General features: G+C 59.6%; 19 protein-coding genes. 9 read left to right on the forward strand and 10 right to left on the reverse strand.

The features are described 5' to 3' along the window. Positions 1-20 precede the first annotated feature (20 nt). The 3 genes from kdpD (at position 21) to AABM55_RS18635 (ending at position 3963) form a co-directional block, all read left to right on the forward strand. Positions 21-2720 carry a two-component system sensor histidine kinase KdpD gene (gene kdpD, locus AABM55_RS18625; protein WP_347927265.1) on the forward strand — a complete coding sequence of 900 codons (2700 nt, stop codon included), beginning with the start codon at positions 21-23 and terminating at the stop codon, positions 2718-2720. Continuing rightward, positions 2717-3406: a two-component system response regulator KdpE gene (kdpE, locus tag AABM55_RS18630; protein ID WP_347927266.1), complete on the forward strand. Its 690-nt coding sequence runs from the start codon at positions 2717-2719 to the stop codon at positions 3404-3406. The genes kdpD and kdpE overlap by 4 nt, the downstream gene beginning before the upstream one ends. Positions 3407-3633: 227 nt before the next feature. Then, positions 3634-3963, forward strand: coding sequence for a hypothetical protein (locus AABM55_RS18635; protein WP_054598066.1), 330 nt, complete (start codon positions 3634-3636; stop codon positions 3961-3963). A gap of 116 nt (positions 3964-4079) precedes the next feature. Here AABM55_RS18635 and AABM55_RS18640 read toward each other — a convergent pair whose 3' ends face one another. The 5 genes from AABM55_RS18640 to AABM55_RS18660 form a co-directional block, all read right to left on the reverse strand. Then, positions 4080-4202 (reverse strand): hypothetical protein, encoded by a 123-nt coding sequence (locus AABM55_RS18640; RefSeq protein ID WP_347927267.1) that lies wholly within the window; start codon positions 4200-4202, stop codon positions 4080-4082. A 190-nt stretch (positions 4203-4392) separates the two neighbouring features. Beyond that, positions 4393-4707, reverse strand: a complete 315-nt coding sequence (locus AABM55_RS18645) for a hypothetical protein (protein WP_347927268.1) — start codon at positions 4705-4707, stop codon at positions 4393-4395. A 68-nt stretch (positions 4708-4775) separates the two neighbouring features. Next, positions 4776-5522, reverse strand: coding sequence for a molybdopterin-dependent oxidoreductase (locus tag AABM55_RS18650; RefSeq protein WP_347930058.1), 747 nt, complete (start codon positions 5520-5522; stop codon positions 4776-4778). 30 nt (positions 5523-5552) lie between these two features. After that, on the reverse strand, positions 5553-6146 hold the full coding sequence (locus AABM55_RS18655; RefSeq protein WP_103316013.1) for a cytochrome b/b6 domain-containing protein: 594 nt from the start codon (positions 6144-6146) through the stop codon (positions 5553-5555). A 220-nt stretch (positions 6147-6366) separates the two neighbouring features. Beyond that, positions 6367-6801: a DUF1801 domain-containing protein gene (locus AABM55_RS18660; protein ID WP_347927269.1), complete on the reverse strand. Its 435-nt coding sequence runs from the start codon at positions 6799-6801 to the stop codon at positions 6367-6369. A 348-nt stretch (positions 6802-7149) separates the two neighbouring features. On the opposite strand from AABM55_RS18660, the gene ppnN reads away from it, so the two are divergent. Both ppnN and AABM55_RS18670 read left to right on the forward strand, forming a co-directional pair. Further along, positions 7150-8523: a nucleotide 5'-monophosphate nucleosidase PpnN gene (gene ppnN / locus AABM55_RS18665; RefSeq protein ID WP_054598071.1), complete on the forward strand. Its 1374-nt coding sequence runs from the start codon at positions 7150-7152 to the stop codon at positions 8521-8523. A gap of 98 nt (positions 8524-8621) precedes the next feature. Then, positions 8622-9182 carry a histidine phosphatase family protein gene (locus AABM55_RS18670; RefSeq protein WP_347927270.1) on the forward strand — a complete coding sequence of 187 codons (561 nt, stop codon included), beginning with the start codon at positions 8622-8624 and terminating at the stop codon, positions 9180-9182. Between the two features lie 10 nt (positions 9183-9192). Here the strand turns inward: AABM55_RS18670 and AABM55_RS18675 are convergent, their stop codons facing one another. Further along, on the reverse strand, positions 9193-10104 hold the full coding sequence (locus AABM55_RS18675) for a pyridoxal-phosphate dependent enzyme (RefSeq protein WP_347927271.1): 912 nt from the start codon (positions 10102-10104) through the stop codon (positions 9193-9195). 139 nt (positions 10105-10243) lie between these two features. Further along, on the reverse strand, positions 10244-10585 hold the full coding sequence (locus AABM55_RS18680; RefSeq protein WP_054598074.1) for a DUF190 domain-containing protein: 342 nt from the start codon (positions 10583-10585) through the stop codon (positions 10244-10246). A 262-nt stretch (positions 10586-10847) separates the two neighbouring features. Here AABM55_RS18680 and AABM55_RS18685 point away from each other — a divergent pair, with 262 nt between their 5' ends. Further along, positions 10848-11126, forward strand: coding sequence for a DUF3303 domain-containing protein (locus AABM55_RS18685; RefSeq protein ID WP_103316019.1), 279 nt, complete (start codon positions 10848-10850; stop codon positions 11124-11126). 308 nt (positions 11127-11434) lie between these two features. Here AABM55_RS18685 and AABM55_RS18690 read toward each other — a convergent pair whose 3' ends face one another. Beyond that, positions 11435-12223, reverse strand: a complete 789-nt coding sequence (locus tag AABM55_RS18690; protein WP_347927272.1) for an ABC transporter substrate-binding protein — start codon at positions 12221-12223, stop codon at positions 11435-11437. An 80-nt stretch (positions 12224-12303) separates the two neighbouring features. Next, positions 12304-13473, reverse strand: coding sequence for a M20 aminoacylase family protein (locus AABM55_RS18695; RefSeq protein WP_347927273.1), 1170 nt, complete (start codon positions 13471-13473; stop codon positions 12304-12306). A 105-nt stretch (positions 13474-13578) separates the two neighbouring features. Between AABM55_RS18695 and AABM55_RS18700 the strand changes: the two genes are divergently transcribed. Continuing rightward, a complete protein-coding gene (locus tag AABM55_RS18700; RefSeq protein ID WP_347927274.1) occupies positions 13579-14568 on the forward strand; it encodes a LysR substrate-binding domain-containing protein in 990 nt (329 codons plus the stop codon). 17 nt (positions 14569-14585) lie between these two features. Here the strand turns inward: AABM55_RS18700 and AABM55_RS18705 are convergent, their stop codons facing one another. After that, positions 14586-15296, reverse strand: a complete 711-nt coding sequence (locus tag AABM55_RS18705; RefSeq protein ID WP_347927275.1) for a FadR/GntR family transcriptional regulator — start codon at positions 15294-15296, stop codon at positions 14586-14588. Between the two features lie 551 nt (positions 15297-15847). Here AABM55_RS18705 and AABM55_RS18710 point away from each other — a divergent pair. Together AABM55_RS18710 and gudD are read left to right on the forward strand one after the other, a co-directional pair. Further along, positions 15848-17206 carry an MFS transporter gene (locus tag AABM55_RS18710; protein WP_347927276.1) on the forward strand — a complete coding sequence of 453 codons (1359 nt, stop codon included), beginning with the start codon at positions 15848-15850 and terminating at the stop codon, positions 17204-17206. A gap of 38 nt (positions 17207-17244) precedes the next feature. Then, positions 17245-18594, forward strand: a complete 1350-nt coding sequence (gene gudD, locus AABM55_RS18715) for a glucarate dehydratase (protein WP_347927277.1) — start codon at positions 17245-17247, stop codon at positions 18592-18594. Positions 18595-18613 lie beyond the last annotated feature (19 nt).

An 18613-nucleotide genomic window follows, 5' to 3' on the forward strand; every position in this document is an offset into this window, starting at 1 on the left:
GTTAACACACGGTGAGCTTGATGGCCGAAGAACGTCCTGATCCGGACCAGCTACTGGCCCGGATTCGCGAAGAAGAAGCGCAGGCCAAACGCGGTCGGCTGAAGATTTTTTTCGGCGCCAGCGCCGGTGTCGGCAAGACCTACGCGATGCTTGCCGCGGCACAGACCGCGAAGCTGCAAAACATCGATGTGCTGGTCGGCGTGATCGAGACCCACGGCCGCGCCGAGACTCAGGCCCTGACAGAGGGCCTTGAACTATTGCCTCGCAAGCAGGTGGTCGACAAGAACCGTACGTTGACCGAGTTCGATCTGGACGCCGCGCTCGCGCGCAAGCCGGGCCTGATCCTGATCGACGAACTGGCTCACTCCAATATCGCAGGCTCCCGACATCCAAAGCGCTGGCAGGACGTAGAAGAACTGCTCAGCGCCGGTATCGATGTCTGGTCGACGATGAACGTTCAGCACCTCGAAAGCCTGAACGACATTGTCGGCGGCATCACCGGGATTCGTGTCTGGGAGACCGTGCCCGACCATGTCTTCGACACCGCCGATGAAGTGGTCATCGTCGACCTGCCGCCCGACGATCTGTTGCAGCGCTTGAAGGAAGGCAAGGTCTATATGGCGCAACAGGCCGAGCGCGCGGTGCAGAACTTCTTCCGCAAGGGCAACCTGATCGCCCTGCGCGAACTGGCGCTGCGCCGCACCGCCGACCGGGTCGACAGCGAGATGTTGCAGTATCGCCAAAGCGGCGCGGTGAAACCGGTGTGGGGCACCCGCGAGTCGTTGCTTGCCTGCGTCGGCCCCAATGATCAGGCCGAAAAAACCGTACGCTCGACGGCGCGCCTGGCCGCTCAGCTCAACGTGCCGTGGCACGCCGTGTATGTCGAAACCCCGGCCTTGCAGCGCCTGCCCGAGGTCAAGCGGCGTCGGGTGCTGGCAACCTTGAAACTGGCTCAGGACATGGGCGCGCAAATCTCGACCCTGGCAGGCCAGGACATTGCCGAAACGCTGGTCAAGTACGCCCGGCAGCACAACCTTTCAAAAGTCGTGCTGGGCCGTGATGAACGTCCGCGCCAACGACTCTGGCGGCGGGTGCTTGCCGATCGGATTGGGGTGCTGGGCGCCGATCTCGACGTGATTCAAATCTCGCTGCCGGAGAGTCGCCGCCCACCAGCCGAGACGACCTCCACCGCCAGCGACAGCCCGATCACCTGGCGCCCGTATCTCTGGAGCGTCGCGATCTGTGCGGTGACGACCCTGCTGGCCATGCCGCTGTTCCAGGTGCTGGAACAGGCCAACATCGTCATGCTGTTCCTGCTGGCGGTCGTTGCCGTGGCGGTGCGCTTTGGGCGTGGCCCGGCGATCATGGCGGCCTTCGTCTCGGTCGGCGCCTTCGACTTTTTCTTTGTGGCGCCACGCTTTTCATTCGCCATCGCCGATATCCAGTATCTGGTGACCTTCAGCGTCATGCTCGTGGTGGCCCTGGTGATCGGGCAAATGACCGCCAGCCTGACTTACCAGGCACGAGTGGCGCAACGGCGCGAAGACCGCATGCGCGGGCTGTACGAGATGTCGCGCCTGCTGTCCGCCGCACTGTTGACCGAACAGGTTGCGGAAATCGGCGCACAGTTCCTGGCGGCCGAGTTTGGCGCCCGGTCGGCGTTGCTGGTGGCCGATGACCACAACAAACTGCAGGCGCCGATGGTCACGGGAGAGGCACCGCAAGTCGACGTTGCCATTGCCCAGTGGTCGTACGACAAAACCGAACCGGCCGGATACGGCACCGACACCCTGCCCTCCAGTTCCACGCTTTACCTGCCCTTGTCGGCGCCCATGCGGGTGCGCGGAGTATTGGCCGTGCAACCGCGCGATACGACTCGGTTGGCGGTGCCGGAACAACGCCGCCTGCTCGACACCTGCGCGTCATTGCTGGCCATCTCGCTCGAACGGATTCACTACATCAACGTCGCCCAGGACACCACCGTTCAGATGGAATCCGAGCGGTTGCGCAACTCGCTGCTCTCGGCCATCTCCCACGATTTGCGCACCCCGCTGTCGGTCATGGTCGGGCTCGCCGAAGCGCTCAAGCTGACCAAACCGCCCCTGACCGGCGAAACCGCCGAGATCGCCACGGCGGTGGGCGAGTCTGCGCTGCGCATGAATACGCTGGTCAATAACCTGCTGGACATGGCTCGCCTCGAGTCCGGCAAGGTGGTGTTGAATCGTCAATGGCAGCCCATCGAAGACGTGGTCGGTAGCGCCCTGAGAGCTATTCATCCGATTCTGGCAGGACGTTCGGTGCAGGTCGCACTCGAGGAGGACTTGCCACTGGTTCGCATCGATGCGGTGCTGATCGAGCGCATCCTCATCAACCTGATCGAAAACGCCATCAAGTACACCCCAGCCGGCACGCCGATCAGCCTGGGCGCCAGCGCCACGCCCGAGAACATTGAGTTGTGGGTCGCCGATGAGGGACCGGGCTTGCCCCGTGGACATGAAGAGGCGATCTTCAACAAATTCATGCGCGGCAAAAAGGAAAGTTCGATTCCCGGCGTCGGCCTCGGCCTGGCCATCTGCCGAGCAATTGCCCAGGCGCATGGCGGAACCATGCTTGGTGTTACCCGCCCGGAAGGCGGTGCGCGCTTCACCTTGCGTCTGCCCCGAGAAGAGCCGCCGAACATCGAAGCGCTTTCGCCGCAAACTGACGAGGACCCATCATGAGCGAACCGGTGCTGCGTGTTCTGCTGGTTGAAGACGAAAAGGACATTCGCCGTTTTGTGCGGATGGCCCTGCAAGCCGATGGCCTGGAAGTGCATGAAGCCGAGACCTTTCAGCGCGGCCTGATCGACGCGGGAACGCGTCGGCCGGACCTGATCGTGCTGGATCTCGGCCTGCCTGACGGTGATGGCGTTGACCTCATCCGGGATCTGCGCACCTGGTCGGAGGTGCCGATCATTGTCTTGTCGGCCCGTGGCGCCGAATCCGACAAGATCCTCGCCCTCGACACCGGGGCCGACGATTACCTGGTAAAACCCTTTGGCACTGGAGAACTGCTCGCCCGCGTGCGTGCCCTGTTACGCAGGCGCGTGAAAGATACCGAGAACCGCTCGGTCCTGGCCTTCTCCGATATTCAAATTGATCTGGATCGACGCGTCGTGGAGCGCGCCGGTGTGCCTTTGCACCTGACGCCGCTGGAATACCGCTTGCTGGTTCATCTGTGCTCGCACCCGGACCGGGTGCTGACGCACCTGCAACTGCTCAAAGCGGTATGGGGCCCTTCGCACACCACCGATACGCCGTACCTTCGGGTGTTCATGGGCGGCCTGCGCAAGAAAATCGAAGCAGACCCTTCGCAGCCGCGCCATCTCGTGACCGAAACCGGTGTCGGTTACCGCTTCATTCCTTGAATCCTGAGCGGCACACGTTGAATTCAAACCCGGGCTTCATGCCCTGAGCTCCCGTGGCTACCGTTCGTCCAGGCTGAAGTGGGAGCGCCCTTTCCTCGTCTACACCTTTAGACAGGAGACCTTTTACGGTCGATTGGACACCGGGTATCTCATTCGATGGCATACGAAGCGCCATACGGAACAGCAGTAGTTCAAGCTTCGGGTTTCATTTCTCAAGGGATAGAAAAATGAGTACTAGCAGCAAAGACTGGCATGCATGGCTGAACGCGATGCCGCCGAAACCGGATGACTTCCACGTGGTAGGCGATGTTGAAGTTGCCAATCCGGGAATTGAGGCCTATCTGACCATGCGAGCCCCGCAAGGCTTTAATCCGTCGATCCTCATGCTGGATCTGCACTTGATCCAACGGCCTGGAAACTGGGCACAAATGCTGTCCACTGCACAGGCCAGATACGACCGGGTCATGCCCCCCAGCGCACCCCATTACACCGCCGTTGACATTTACCAAAATGGCGAGCGATTGGCGTACATCGACTACATCCCCACCGTCACCTGACCGGCCCGTAACCGGGCACTAGAGGTCGCAACAAAGGCTGTGCCGGCAACGTTCGAAAAGCGCCACGTATACAAGGTCGGGAGGGTCCGGAAAAACGCGGCGCTATCGTCTTTTGGTTACATCGGCGAGATGGTCGCAAGTGCACCGATCACGATGGTCAATGCCAGAAATCCACCCAGGAAAATCGCCATCTTCAGCATTTGGCCTCCAAAATAATACGTCTGTGGTTGCAGCGTCATTGTGAGGCTCGGGCTGGATTCATTACAGAAGCAGATAGCGCGGGAAAATACGGATCAGTTCACCAGGACGGCCTCCCTGTGCTCAACGGCAATGGCGACGCGACATGCCATCGGCACACCGCCGGGTGCGAGCGTCCGCCCGCCCGCCCGCACCGACGTGTTGTGCGCCACGGCGGCGCGACCGGGCGCCTTAATATTTCTTCATCGTGTCAGTGCCCATATCGCTCTTTTTCTCCATGCCCTCGCTCTTCATCTCGCCACCTTTCTCCATGCTTTCTTTTTTCATGGTGGCACTCTTGGTCTTCTCGCCCTTGGTCTTGTAGTGGTGCTTGGTGGTCTTGGTGGCATTACTTTTCATTTCGTCATTTTTCATCGTGTCCTTTTTCATCGTGTCCTTGCCCATCTGATCCTTGGACATATCATTCGTATTGGCTTCAGCCGCAAACAACGGGGCGGCCACCACCAGGACTACGGCAGCAATCGCCGCAGCAATCAGCTTCTTCATGTCACTACTCCTGTGCAGTTCGCGTTAAGGACAGCGGCAATGCGCCGCGTTTCAGAACAGCCGATTGCTCAGCTGCCACTGAACCAGTTGTAACCCTGATCCTCCCAATATCCACCGGGGTAATCGTTGGTCACGAAAATCTCCACCACATGTTTCGGGTTCTTGAAGCCCAGCTTTGTCGGCATACGCAGGCGCAGCGGGTAACCGTATTCCGGCGGCAATACCTGATCGTCATAGCTCAGGGTCAGCAGCGTTTGCGCATGCAGGGCCGTCGGCATGTCGATGCTGGTGTAATAGTCATCCGCGCATTTGAGCCCGACATATTTGGCACGGGTGTCGGCGCCCACACGTTGCAGAAAAGTCGAAAAGGTCACGCCACCCCATTTGCCGATGGCGCTCCAGCCCTCCACGCAAATCAGCCGTGTGACCTGAGTGGTGCGCGGCAACTGGTTCAATTCGGCGAGGGTCCAGCTGTGTTTGTCCTGGACCAGACCGCCAACCGTGAGTGAGAACTCATCTTCCTCGATGTCCGGAATGCCGTTGCGGTCGTAATAGGCATTGAACGGAAACGGACGCGTCATCATCGACTCGGGGTAGGTCGGTGCCAATCGGGCCGGATCGAACAGCGCTGCCTGAACCTTGTCATTGAAGCGCGAGACCATTTTCAGCATGGACTCCACTGAGTTGCTGTCGTCCAGGCGACAGCCTGTCAGCAAGGCAATCCCGCCCAGCGTCCAGGCATGCCGAAGAAATTGCCGGCGCGCAGGCAATTCAAGTTCCTGCGCCACCGATCTGATGATGGCGGGATCATCCATCCGGTCTTTACCAGTCGTTCTGTTCATGAGTTAGCGCCCCCGCAGCATGGCAATCAGGGTGCGTGGCACAAGCGCCACCATCACCAGATGCACCACGGTAAAAGCGACCAGCAACGCCATGCAGACAAAATGCACGATGCGCGCCGAGTCGTAGCCGCCCATCAGCTCCCTCAGTAATGGAAACTGCACTGACTTCCAGATCACCAGGCCCGACAGCACCAGCACAATGAGATCGAGCACGGCAAACAGGTAGGCGAGCTTTTGCAGGGTGTTGTAGTGCCGCAAGTCCGCATGGGCGAGCTTGCCTTTGAGGGCGGCGAGGAAATCATGCAGGACTTCGCGGGGGGGTATGGGGAAGAACTTGTGGGCGATACGCCCGGAAAAGATATTCAGCAGCAGGTAGACAATACCGTTGATGAACAGTACCCACATCGCCGCAAAGTGCCACAGCAGTGCACCGGCCAACCAACCGCCCAAGGTGATACTGGCGGGAATCTGAAAGGAAAAAATCGGCGAGGCGTTATAGATGCGCCAGCCGCTCATCACCAGGATGACCACGGCGATGACGTTGATCCAGTGGGTCAGCCGTAGCCAGATCGGGTGAATAGTTTGCGAACTACTCATGATGCCTGCCCTGCCGGCAACGCGCCGGTAAAATCCCCCCGACCACCACGACGTGTGTTGGCTCAATCCCCCATGGTTAACCGGCAACTCAAATGGAGTCGCAAACAGCGCCGATCTGGCGACGTATCTACCAAGACTAGCAGCGACTTTTAGAAACCGTTTTACATTATTCGCCCTGGCACTTTGTGCAGATGAGCACAGCCTGATCCCGGAGGACCGCTCATCCAGCCGATTTGGCGCGAGCGCCCGCCCGCACCGACATGTTGAGCGCCACGGCAGCTCGGATGAGCGCCGTCAGCGCTTGTTCATCAAGCCTGTCGCCTTCGTGGATATCAATGGCACGCCGGGTGTTGCCTTCGAGGCTGGAGTTGAAGAGGCCTGAAGGGTCCTCCAGCGAAGCGCCCTTGACGAAGGTCATCTTCACGACCTGCTTGTACGTCTCACCAGTGCAGATGATTCCGCCGCACGACCATACCGGAACCCCTCTCCACTTCCATTCCTCGACCACGTCAGGAACAGCCTGCTTGATCAGCGCCCGGACCCGAGCGAGCGTTTCGCCGCGCCAATCCCCCAGTTCCTTGATCCTCGCCTCTATCAGCTGAGAGGCAGAGCCCTCCTGCTCTCCTTCAATTGCGCCGAGCGTTTCCTTCTTCATGATGGTTGTCGTCCTCTTCGTGGTGATTGCCGCTCACGTGCCACTGAGTATTGCGCAAAGTCTTAAGACGGCGAGCCGGCTCCTCACACCGGTCCTCGCCAAAATCCCCCGCTCTACGCCAAGTCCAGACACCCGCAGGAAAAAACCCAATTGCCCGCCCGCCAGGAATCCTGTTTCATGGCTGTCCGGTTCATCATCAAACGGACCATCCGGCGCGCATCGGCCATGATGTTTGCATTCATGCCCGGTCGCCGGAGAAGATGAAAGCAGCACGATTGCTCTGGCACTGACTATCCTGATGCTACTGAGCCTGTCGGGCTCGATAACATCGTTCTCAGGGAATATCGAATGACCGCAAGACAAGTTATCAATGCTTCGGTGAGCCCAAAAGGCAGCCTGGAGACGCTGTCCCAACGCGAAGTTCAGCAACTGAGCGCCGCAGGATCTGGCAGCATCTACTCTCTCTTCCGCCAGTGCGCCCTGGCAATCCTCAATACCGGCGCCCATGTCGACAACGCCAAGACCATTCTGGAAGCCTATCGGGACTTCGAGATTCGCATTCATCAGCAAGATCGTGGTGTCCGCCTGGAGCTGCTCAACGCCCCCGCAGACGCCTTCGTCGATGGCGAAATGATCGCCAGCACCCGTGAGATGCTGTTCAGCGCCCTGCGCGACATCGTCTATACCGAGAACGAGCTGGACAGCCAGCGTATCGACCTGAGCTCGTCCCAAGGCATCAGTGACTACGTCTTCCACCTGCTGCGCAACGCCCGCACCCTGCGTGCCGGCGTGGAGCCCAAAATCGTCGTGTGCTGGGGCGGTCACTCGATCAGCAGCGAGGAATATCAATACACCAAGAAAGTCGGCCACGAACTCGGCCTGCGCAGTCTGGACGTGTGCACCGGCTGCGGGCCTGGGGTGATGAAAGGCCCGATGAAGGGCGCGACCATTTCCCACGCCAAGCAACGGATCACCCACGGTCGCTACCTGGGGCTGACGGAGCCCGGGATTATTGCGGCTGAAGCGCCGAACCCGATCGTCAATGAACTGGTGATCCTGCCGGACATCGAGAAGCGCCTGGAAGCTTTCGTCCGCGTCGGCCATGGCATCATCATTTTCCCGGGCGGCGCCGGTACTGCCGAAGAGTTCCTTTACCTGCTCGGGATCCTGATGCACCCGGACAACCGCGACCTGCCCTTCCCGGTGATCCTGACCGGGCCGAAGAGCGCGGAGCCGTACTTGCAGCAACTACACGCGTTCGTCGGCGCGACACTGGGCAAAGACGCGCAAAGTCACTACGAGATCATCATCGACGACCCGGCCCAGGTGGCCCGGCAAATGACTAAAGGGCTCAAGGACGTCAAGCAGTTCCGCCGCGAGCGCAACGATGCGTTCCATTTCAACTGGCTGCTGAAGATCGACGAAGGCTTCCAGCGCCCGTTCGATCCAACCCACGAAAACATGGCCAGCCTGCAACTGCGCCACGACCTGCCACCGCACGAACTGGCGGCAAACCTGCGCCGGGCGTTTTCCGGCATCGTTGCCGGTAACGTCAAGGACAAGGGCATCCGCCTGATCGAGAAATACGGTCCTTACAAGATCCACGGCGACGCAGCGGTCATGCAACCGCTGGACAAACTGCTGAAAGCGTTTGTCGCGCAACACCGGATGAAACTGCCCGGTGGCGCAGAGTATGTGCCCTGCTATCAGGTCATCAGCTAACCCCCCCCTCGGGTCGACAGGCTCGGAACCGTGCGGTTCCGGGTCTTTCTTCCCTTTTCGCGGTACGCGTCCCTCCAACACAGCCTGAGTGATTTCCAGTGCAGAGCACCCGTTTGACCCTGATCTGTCACGCCCGGACAGCAGCCCAGAAACTGGCGCGCTTTGCCGAGGATGAATCAGTGGAAATGGATTGGCAGAACGCAAAAGGCTCATTGGCCAAGCGTTTCAAACGAGCACCACGCCTGCTCAGCGCCCCGGAAGCCCGGACCCGAGAGACCGCCGCGCTGTTTGGCGCGGACATGGAAATTGTCCCGGCACTGCGCGATTGTGATTTGGGTCGCTGGAAGGGGCTGCGGATCAATGACCTGCAACGAGACGAACCCGAGCTGCTGCATGCCTGGTTGAGCGACAGCACCAGTGCTGCACATGGCGGTGAATCAGTGGCCCAACTCTGCGAGCGGACCGCTGCCTGGCTGGAGACCCTGGTCAACCAACCCGGGCACCTCCTTGCCGTCACTCACCCGTTCGTGATTCGTGCCGCACTGATGCACGTGATGCAATGCCCGCCCGCGCTATTCAACACGATAGACGTCGAACCGCTGGCCGCCGTCGAACTACGCTACAACGGCCGTTGGCGACTGCGCCTGACGCCAGCCTGAACCCGTGACGTCAAAGGTTCTGCCAGCCGGCAACCTTCTGCGCACTGATACTGATCCCACCACACACGATGATTACCACATCATGGGCTTCGGCAATCGCCGGGTGATCCAGATACGCGACAGCCAGCGAGACACCGCACGCTGGCTCCACCAGTTGACGCAGGTCATCGGCATAACGGACGACGCCCATGATGGCCTCGGCATCCGTCAGCACGACACAGGTGTGCGGGAAGTGCTGGATGTGCTCAACCGGCCATTGCGCAACTTGCAGCGCCCCGAGTGAGCTGGCAATGCTGCTGATTTCAGAGAGTTTGACCGGATGCCCGGCCTTGACCGCGGCGTCGAATGACGCTGCGCCTTCGGTTTCGCAGGCGATGATCCGGCAATCCAGCCGGGCGTGGCGTTCCAGTCCGGTGAGGATCCCGGCCAGCAAACCACCACCGCCCACCGACGCCACTATCGTGTCGACCTGAGGGCAGTCCTGCAGAATTTCATCGATCATCGTGCTGTGCCCTTCCCACAGCGTCGGGTGGTCGAACGCCGGCACGTATTCGGTATCGGGCGCCTTGGCGAGTTCCAGCGCCAACTGGTTGGCCTCGTCCCACACCTGACCGTGCACGATCACTTGTGCCCCGGTTTTGGCGATTCGCGCCCGGGTACTTTCCGGGGTGGTGTGCGGCACGATGATGCTCGCTTCCAGCCCCAACGCCGCAGCGGCCACTGCCGTCGCATAACCGGCATTGCCGCCGGACGGGCAGACCACTTTCTTCATGCCCTGCTCGGCCGCGCGGGTACAGAGCAAGCCCATGCCGCGCAGCTTGAATGAGCCGCTGGGTTGCAGGTTTTCCAGCTTGAGCCAGATGCGCCGGCTGGGCGTCGAGAGCCCCGGATGGAGTATCAACGGTGTTCTGATATGCAGCATCGTGGGCATCCTGATCAAAAAAACGGATAAATAGAAAGCGGGTACCGGTGCTGGCAAAGGCACATTCGACGAATGCCTCCAGGACCGGTCTATACCGCTGAGTTTAGACGTCGGCACCTTCCTGGCTCGGCCAACACTATCAAATCTGGTGGCCAGACGGCTCGGCCCTTTTGCCCACGATTCCAAATTCAACCGGTGCCTTGATGTAAAACAAGGCAATGTCTTCGGCCTCGAGCCGCTCGAACAGGCGAGTGCACTCCTCCTCGGTAATCGCCAGGCGGATCTCGGCGGGCTGATCGCCCATCTCGAAAAAATGTGCGGAATGCAGTTTCCCGGAATGCCCGAAGCCTTCGATACCGGTTGCCAGAGTGGCCCCGTGCAGGCCCATTTCTTTCGCCAGATCGATGAGCCAGTCACCGAGCATTTTTCCGTGATGACGGCGGTTCTGCTGAGTAAAGAAAATCACCAGAAAACCTTGCATGACGGATCTCCTCTTCAATGGCCTCAATGATTCAACATAAACCTGCCTTGCCGAATATTGAAGTGCCCGGGATTTGTTGCAGAGGCGGTAAAGAAGATCAGCGGTCATACGCCACATTCAGCAGGCTGCTATGCCTTCTCATGGGAGCTGTCGATCAAGTCAGCCGAGGGAGGCGCTGAAAACACATGCGTGGCCAGGGTCGCGGCACCTACCTTGTGCGCGCAGAGAAAAACCGGTGCCAGCCCCTGACAGGAGGTGGCAGATGCTCTACATCGTCAGTTGGTCAATCACTCCGGAACGTCGTAATAGCGCGATCGAACGTTTTCTCAAAACAGGCGGAGCCCCACCCGCAGGCGTCAAGATGCTGGGACGCTGGCATGCCGTAGGACGCATGACCGGTTTTGGTGTGGCAGAAGCCAGTGATGTCACACTGATACAGAAATGGGTGCTCGAATGGAGCGATCTGCTGGCCATGGAGATTCATCCTGCATTGACGGATGAACAGGCGGCTCCGTTGCTGGCAGCGGCGCTTGGCAAGTAACCGTCGGCGCCTGCAAAGACGCACATCATTGATCGTTCCCACGCATGGGAACGATCAATAAGCTGTTGATCTGCCCCGGAACAAACCGACAACTTGTGGCGAGGGGGCTTGCCCCCGCTCGGCGGCGAAGCCGTCGTAAAACCGGCAGATGCGTTCTCATTGACACAGTACGATCATCGATTTCAGGGCCGCTTCGCGACCCAACGGGGGCAAGCCCCCTCGCCACAGGTATTGCGTTCGGCGCACCTTTTTCTTAAATGGCCGGCGTTAGTCCAGGCGACTGTTCTATTCAACGTATCGAGCGGGGTTTACTTCGCGCCGTAGATGTCGAAGTCGAAGTACTTTTTGTTGATCTTCGTGTACGTGCCGTTAGCGAGAATGGTCGCCAGGGCCTTGTTCAGGTCTTCGCGCAGTTCAACGTCACTCTTGCGCACGCCGATGCCGTCACCGACGCCGAAGAACTCCGGGTTGTCCAGAGTGCCGCCGGCAAACGCGTAGTCCTTGCCCACCGGTTTATTCAGAAACCCGTAGCTGGCCTGAATCGAGCCCTGCAACGACGCATCGAGGCGCCCGACCACCAGGTCGGCGTAGACCTGATCCTGATTCTGATAGGAAAGGATCTCTACCCCCTGCTTGCCCCAAACGGCTTTCGCAAAAGCCTCCTGGGTCGAGCCCTGCTCCACGCCGATGCGTTTGCCTTTGAGCGACTCGACGGTCGGCTGCAGGTCCGATCCGCGCTTGATCACCAAACGTGCCGGCGCGTTGGAGACCTTGTCGCTAAACGCAATCTGCTCCTGACGCTTGGGGGTGACGGTCATCGATGACGCGATAGCATCGAACTTGCGCGCCAGCAGCCCCGGAATCATCCCGTCCCAGCTGCTTTCAACCCAGACGCATTTGGCGTGCAACTCTGCACACAGCGCGTCGGCGATATCGACGCCAAAACCGGTCAGCGTGCCATCCTGGTTTTTGTATTCCAGCGGTGGGTACGTCGGGTCAATACCCAGCCTCAACACTTTGCCGGACCAGTCGGCCGCACCGGCCAGGCCGGATGCGGTCAAGAAAACCAGTGAAACCGCCGCGATCATCTTATTCATTGTTATTGTCCTCCAGGGGTTCGCCGAGTCGGGTTACCGACCGTTTTTTGTATCACCGTGATGTTAAAAAACCGTGCGCCTCAACGCAGAAAACCCTCGGCCAACTTCACCCAATAGCTCGCGCCGATTGGCAGGCAAGCATCATTGAAGTCGTAACCGGGATTGTGCAGCAAACAGCTGCCATCGCCCTGGCCATTGCCGATCACCAGATAACTGCCGGGGCATTTTTCGAGGATGAACGCGAAGTCCTCGCTGGCGGTGAAGGGCCGCAGGTCTTCGATCAGTTGCCCTTCTCCCAGCCACTCCCGTGCGACCTGCCGGGCGAACTCGGTCTGCTCCGGATCGTTGATCAACACCGGGTGGCAACGGTAATAATCGATCTCGGCCTGCGCGCCGAAACTCGCTGCCTGGCCGTTGACCAGATCGGTAATCCTGCGTTCGAGCAACTGGCGGACCTCAGGTGTCAAGGCGCGTACGCTCAGGATCATTTCGGCGGACGCAGGAATCACATTTGAAACGTTCCCGGCATGAATCGAACCGACCGTGATGATCGCCGTTTCCTGCGGATTGACGTTGCGCGAGACGATGCTTTGCAGGGCGATCACAATCGATGCGCAGACCACCACCGGGTCGACGGCCTTATGCGGCACCGCGCCATGGCCACCGGTGCCGATGACTTTGATCGTGACGGTATCGGCAGAGGCCATGAACGGCCCGCTGTAAAACCCCAACTGCCCGGCGGGATAGCCAGGAATGTTGTGCATGGCAAAAATCGCATCACACGGGAAGCGTTCGAACAGCCCGTCCTCGAGCATCTTCTGCGCACCGCCCAGCCCTTCTTCGGCCGGCTGGAACACCAGGTTCAGCGTGCCGTTGAATTCCCGCGTTTGCGCCAGGTATTTGGCCGCCGCGAGCAAGGTTGCGGTATGACCGTCGTGGCCACAGGCGTGCATCACGCCGTCGATCCGGCTGGCATAAGGCAACCCGGTGGCTTCCTGAATCGGCAGCGCATCCATGTCTGCGCGCAGCCCGAGGGAGCGGCCCTCGCCATTTTTCAAGGTCCCGACCACACCGGTCTTACCCACGCCGGTGCTGACTTCATATCCCCACTGCGTCAAACATTCCGCCACCAGCTCACTGGTGCTGAACTCTTCAAAGCCAAGCTCGGGGTGGGCGTGAATACGCTGACGCAGGGTGATCATTTCATCCTGCAGCGCAGCGATTCCTGGCAGGACGTGGCCAGCATTCATGGGTGTGCTCCTCGATAAGAATATTCAGCTGCCGGCGATTCAACCTGGGCGCTGTCGGGTCGATCTTAGGGAATGGGCCGTAGGCTGGGGAGGCGCAGTTTGGTTATGATGACAACCAACAGTTGTCACCATGGTGGGCAGATGAAACTGCATCAATTACAAGCCCTGATTGCCAGCGCCGAGACCGGCAGCATCCGCGCCGCCGCGCGTTCGCTGGACATCTCCCAGGCCGCGGTGACCAAAGCCCTGCGCGAGCTGGAAACCGAACAACAGTTGCCGCTGTTTGTCAGAACCCCCAGCGGCCTGAATTTCACCGAGTTCGGCAAGGTGCTGCTGATGCACGCCCGGCTGGTGCTCAAGCAACTGGAGCATGCGCAGACCGAACTCGATCACCTGCGCGGCAAGGCCCAGGGGCGGCTCTGCGTCGGGGTCACGCCCTGGGTCGCGTTAACCTTCCTGCCCGAAGTGGTCCTGGCTTTTCGGGCACGCATGCCGGAGATTCATCTGGAATTGTTCGAAAGCCTGATGGCGGTGGCCCAGCCGCTGCTGCGTGACGGCAGCATGGATTTCGCCATCGGCCAGCTTAATCCGGCGCAAGCGACCGCGGAATTTGCCTGCGAAACTCTGCTCGAATACCAGACCTCGGTGCTGGTTCGCCAGGGTCATCCGCGACAGAACGCCCGGTCGATTCACGAGCTGCTGGACCAGGACTGGACCCTGAACTACGCGCCAGACGGTCACGATGCGCTGATGCAGGAGCTGTTCTGGAGGCACAACGCGCAGATCGATGAGCAACGCATCGTGCGCGCCCATTCACTGGCAATCCTGCAAATGATGCTGGAACGGGCCGACATGTGTACCTGGGGCCCGACCGTCCTCAGCACCGCCTCGCCTTTCCTCGGCCGGTTGGTGTCCGTGAACCTGATCGAGCAGTTCGAACCTAGACAGCTGAGCATCGTCACTCGCCGCAACGGCTCGCTGAGCAATCCGGCGCTGTGTTTTACCGATTGCCTGCTACAGGTGATTCGACGCCATGCGCGTTCGGCGAAGAAGGAAGACCGGCAGCTGTTTGAAACGCTGCAGTTGTTGGTATGAGGTAACGCAACGCCGCGTCATTCAACCGCCATACGTTCCAGGCTGTTGCTCAAATGCAGCAGCATGGCCGCTCTGGCCGCATCAGGGTCCTGTCGGCGAATCGCATTGAAGATCGCTTCGTGCTCCAGATTGGCGGATTGACCCAGCTTCATCAGGTCGGTGTCACCCCGCTCCTGCGCGTTGATCCGCGTGCGCGGTATGACCGAGTTACCGAGGTGATAGATGATGTCGGTGAAGTACGTATTCCCGGTAGCTTCGGCAATCAACCGGTGAAAACGCATGTCGGGCTCAACGCTGCTGTCGTTATTAGCCAGTGAATTCTGGTAGTCGTCCAGCGCCTGGCGCATCCGGACAAGCTGATCGTCGGTTCGACGTTTCGCCGCCAGGGCCGCGGCTTGCGTCTCCAGCCCCAGGCGAAGCTCGAGAATCCCCCGCACGCTGATGGCGGTGTCGCTGCTCAGGCGAAAACCCTGATGCGCGTCACGCTCCAGGGCGAACGTTCCCACGCCATGCCGGGTTTCAACCAGACCGGACGCCTGCAACTTGGAAATGGCCTCTCGAACCACGGTGCGACTGACGCCGTGCTCCCGAACAATCGTCGATTCGGAAGGCAGTTTTTCACCCGGTGCGATCTGCCCAAGCAGGATGCGTTGAGTCAGCTCGGCAACAATGTCGTGCGCCAGGCCTGGCGCACGCTTGCGGCCTGAACCGCTGGATTGGTTTTGCATGTGGTCCGACCCGTTCAAAGGAGGCTTCAGAATACTACCGTCATTACACAATCCGTAGCAGCTGGCGAAGCCTGCGTTCGGCTCGGTCCGCGTTCGGGCGCAGCGGTCGTAAATCCTGCATCCACGGTTAACCTGAAAAAACGCGGTGTCTGATTTTACGACCGCTGCGCGGCCGAACGCCGGCTTCGCCAGCTGCTACAGGGGATGTGTGACGGCTTAGGTTAGCGGTATTCGCCCTGGTGCTGATTTTGCGCCCCAACATGTCAGACAACATAGCTGTTTCAGCGGTTTTATTCGACTGCTTCGTTAGCATGGCGAGCGAAATGCTCATCTTTAAAACTGAAACGTCGAGTAAAAATCGAGCCTTAACCGCCTAAAACACATCATTTACATCCATTTAAATCTTACAAATCCAGTTTTTATAGCCATTTGGTCGCAAGTCTCGTATTGCAGCTCAAAAATCTCACTTGTATGATGACTGGCAACTTAAGTCGCAAAACAACGCTGCAGCACCACACCCGCATAACAATAATCAGTGGGAGTCATGAACCGTGAGCAACTCAAGCGCTGCACCTGCCGTCTCGCCGGACAATCCTGTCCTGGCGCGCGCCATTTCGAAAGTGAAGAGCCATGTGCTCCCGCTCTTCGTCATCATGTTCATCGTCAATTACATCGACCGCGTCAACATCGGTTTCGTCCGCACCCACATGGAACATGACCTTGGCATCGGTGCCGCGGCTTACGGGCTCGGTGCCGGTTTGTTCTTCATTGGTTATGCGCTGTTCGAAGTGCCCTCCAACATACTGCTGCAAAAAGTCGGGGCGCGTTTCTGGCTGACCCGGATCATGTTCACCTGGGGCATCACCGCCACACTGATGGCCTTCATCCAGAACGAAACCCACTTCTACATCTTGCGCTTTCTGCTGGGTGTGGCCGAAGCCGGGTTCTTCCCTGGCGTCATCTACTACTTCACTCGCTGGTTGCCCGGCGTCGAGCGCGGTAAAGCCATCGCGATCTTCCTCAGCGGCTCGGCATTCGCCTCGCTGATCTCCGGCCCGCTGTCCGGCATGCTGCTGCAAATCAACGGTCTGGGCATGCATGGCTGGCAATGGATGTACATCATTGAAGGCATGGCGTCGGTGTTCCTGTGCTTCTTTGTCTGGTTCTGGCTGGACTCCAAACCGCATGACGCCAAGTGGCTGAGCCGCGAAGAGCAAGATGCTCTGGTGGGCGAAATCGATCGCGAACAACGTGAGCGCGACGCCGCCCACACGGTCAAGCCGACCTTGGGCAAGTTGCTCAAGGACCGTCAGATCATGCTGTTTTGCGCGCTGTACTTCTGCATTCAGCTGACGATCTACGCCGCGACCTTCTGGCTGCCCAGCATCATCAAGAAGATGGGCGACCTCAGCGACATTCAGGTGGGTTTCTACAACTCGATTCCCTGGCTGATTTCGATTGTCGCCATGTATGCCTTCGCCGCACTGTCGGGCAAGTTCAAGTTCCAGCAGGCCTGGGTTGCGGCTGCGCTATTGATCGCCGCCGCGGGCATGTTCCTGTCGACCACAGGCGGGCCGATCTTTGCGTTTATCGCCATCTGCTTTGCGGCGATCGGTTTCAAGTCAGCCTCTTCGCTGTTCTGGCCGATTCCCCAGGGCTACCTCGATGCCCGAATCGCTGCCGCAGTCATCGCCCTGATCAACTCCATCGGCAACCTCGGCGGCTTCGTCGCCCCCACCACCTTCGGCTTTCTGGAGCAAACCACCGGCTCCATTCAGGGCGGGCTGTATGGCCTGGCAGGCACCTCGATCATTGCTGCGCTGCTGGTGTTTTTCGCCAAGACCAAACCCACGGTAACGGACACAGCCAACACGGACATTCACCAGCCCGTGCTCGGTAAATCGCACTGATCGGCGCTTGGCTCGAACTGACAAGACAGGAACTGAACATGAACACTGAACACCTGCACCACACCGGCAAAGCCCCGTTGATCACCAGCCTTCAGGTCATCCCGGTTGCCGGCCATGACAGCATGCTGATGAACCTCAGCGGCGCCCACGGCCCGTTCTTCACCCGCAACATCGTCATTCTCAAGGACAGCGCCGGCAACGTCGGCGTCGGTGAAGTCCCCGGTGGCGAGCGCATTCGTGAAACGCTGGAAGACGCCCGCAGCCTGGTGGTCGGGCAACCGATCGGCAACTACCAAAGCATCCTCAACGCCATGCGCAGTGCTTTCGCTGCCCGCGATGCTGCCGGTCGTGGCCTGCAAACCTTTGACTTGCGCATCACCATCCATGCGGTGACTGCCATGGAGGCGGCCTTGCTGGATTTGCTCGGTCAGTTCCTCGAAGTTCCGGTGGCGGCCTTGCTCGGTGAAGGCCAGCAACGCGATGCGGTGAAGATGCTCGGCTATCTGTTCTACATTGGCGACCGTCACCAGACCGATCTGGCGTATCGCAGCGAACCCGACGCGGATGACTGGTTCCGCTTGCGCCACGAACAGGCGATGACGCCTGAAGCCGTCGTGCGCCTGGCCGAGGCCGCCAAGGCCAAATACGGTTTCAACGACTTCAAGCTCAAAGGCGGTGTGCTGCGCGGCGATGAAGAAATTGAAGCTGTTACTGCTTTGGCCGAGCGCTTTCCTGATGCACGTATCACTCTTGACCCGAATGGCGCCTGGTCGCTTAAAGAAGCCATCCGTTTGTGCCGCGATCAGCATCATGTTCTCGCTTACGCCGAAGACCCATGCGGTGCAGAAAACGGTTACTCGGGCCGTGAAGTCATGGCTGAATTCCGCCGCGCCACAGGTTTGAAAACCGCGACCAATATGATCGCCACCGACTGGCGCGAAATGGGCCATGCCATCCAGTTGCAATCGGTAGACATTCCATTGGCCGATCCGCACTTCTGGACGATGCAAGGCTCGGTACGCGTGGCGCAGATGTGCCATGAGTGGGGGCTGACCTGGGGTTCTCACTCCAACAACCACTTCGACATTTCACTGGCGATGTTCACCCAGGTCGCGGCGGCTGCACCCGGCGATATCACCGCAATCGACACCCACTGGATCTGGCAGGACGGGCAACGCCTGACCCAGGAGCCACTGCAAATTGTCGACGGTCACATCAAGGTTCCAGCCAGGCCCGGCCTGGGCGTCGACATCGACATGGACGCGGTGGCCAAGGCTCACGAACTCTACAAAGGCATGGGCCTCGGTGCGCGCGACGACAGCGTGGCGATGCAGTTCATGATTCCCGGCTGGAAGTTCGATAACAAAAAGCCCTGCCTGGTGCGCTGAGCTTCGGCGGCTACGCAAC

The sequence above is a fragment of the Pseudomonas helvetica genome (assembly GCF_039908645.1).
GTDB classification, from domain to species: domain Bacteria; phylum Pseudomonadota; class Gammaproteobacteria; order Pseudomonadales; family Pseudomonadaceae; genus Aquipseudomonas; species Aquipseudomonas helvetica.

Coding starts and splice junctions, on each gene's coding strand:
- AABM55_RS18635 (WP_054598066.1), top strand. CDS start 3,634: ATGAGTACTAGCAGCAAAGACTGGCATGCATGGCTGAACGCGATGCCG.
- AABM55_RS18700 (WP_347927274.1), top strand. CDS start 13,579: ATGATGACAACCAACAGTTGTCACCATGGTGGGCAGATGAAACTGCAT.
- ppnN (WP_054598071.1), top strand. CDS start 7,150: ATGACCGCAAGACAAGTTATCAATGCTTCGGTGAGCCCAAAAGGCAGC.
- gudD (WP_347927277.1), top strand. CDS start 17,245: ATGAACACTGAACACCTGCACCACACCGGCAAAGCCCCGTTGATCACC.
- AABM55_RS18680 (WP_054598074.1), bottom strand. CDS start 10,585: ATGCAAGGTTTTCTGGTGATTTTCTTTACTCAGCAGAACCGCCGTCAT.
- AABM55_RS18650 (WP_347930058.1), bottom strand. CDS start 5,522: ATGGATGATCCCGCCATCATCAGATCGGTGGCGCAGGAACTTGAATTG.
- AABM55_RS18675 (WP_347927271.1), bottom strand. CDS start 10,104: ATGCTGCATATCAGAACACCGTTGATACTCCATCCGGGGCTCTCGACG.
- AABM55_RS18690 (WP_347927272.1), bottom strand. CDS start 12,223: ATGAATAAGATGATCGCGGCGGTTTCACTGGTTTTCTTGACCGCATCC.
- kdpD (WP_347927265.1), top strand. CDS start 21: ATGGCCGAAGAACGTCCTGATCCGGACCAGCTACTGGCCCGGATTCGC.
- AABM55_RS18645 (WP_347927268.1), bottom strand. CDS start 4,707: ATGAAGAAGCTGATTGCTGCGGCGATTGCTGCCGTAGTCCTGGTGGTG.
- AABM55_RS18660 (WP_347927269.1), bottom strand. CDS start 6,801: ATGAAGAAGGAAACGCTCGGCGCAATTGAAGGAGAGCAGGAGGGCTCT.
- AABM55_RS18695 (WP_347927273.1), bottom strand. CDS start 13,473: ATGAATGCTGGCCACGTCCTGCCAGGAATCGCTGCGCTGCAGGATGAA.
- AABM55_RS18640 (WP_347927267.1), bottom strand. CDS start 4,202: ATGACGCTGCAACCACAGACGTATTATTTTGGAGGCCAAATGCTGAAG.
- AABM55_RS18685 (WP_103316019.1), top strand. CDS start 10,848: ATGCTCTACATCGTCAGTTGGTCAATCACTCCGGAACGTCGTAATAGC.
- AABM55_RS18705 (WP_347927275.1), bottom strand. CDS start 15,296: ATGCAAAACCAATCCAGCGGTTCAGGCCGCAAGCGTGCGCCAGGCCTG.
- AABM55_RS18655 (WP_103316013.1), bottom strand. CDS start 6,146: ATGAGTAGTTCGCAAACTATTCACCCGATCTGGCTACGGCTGACCCAC.
- kdpE (WP_347927266.1), top strand. CDS start 2,717: ATGAGCGAACCGGTGCTGCGTGTTCTGCTGGTTGAAGACGAAAAGGAC.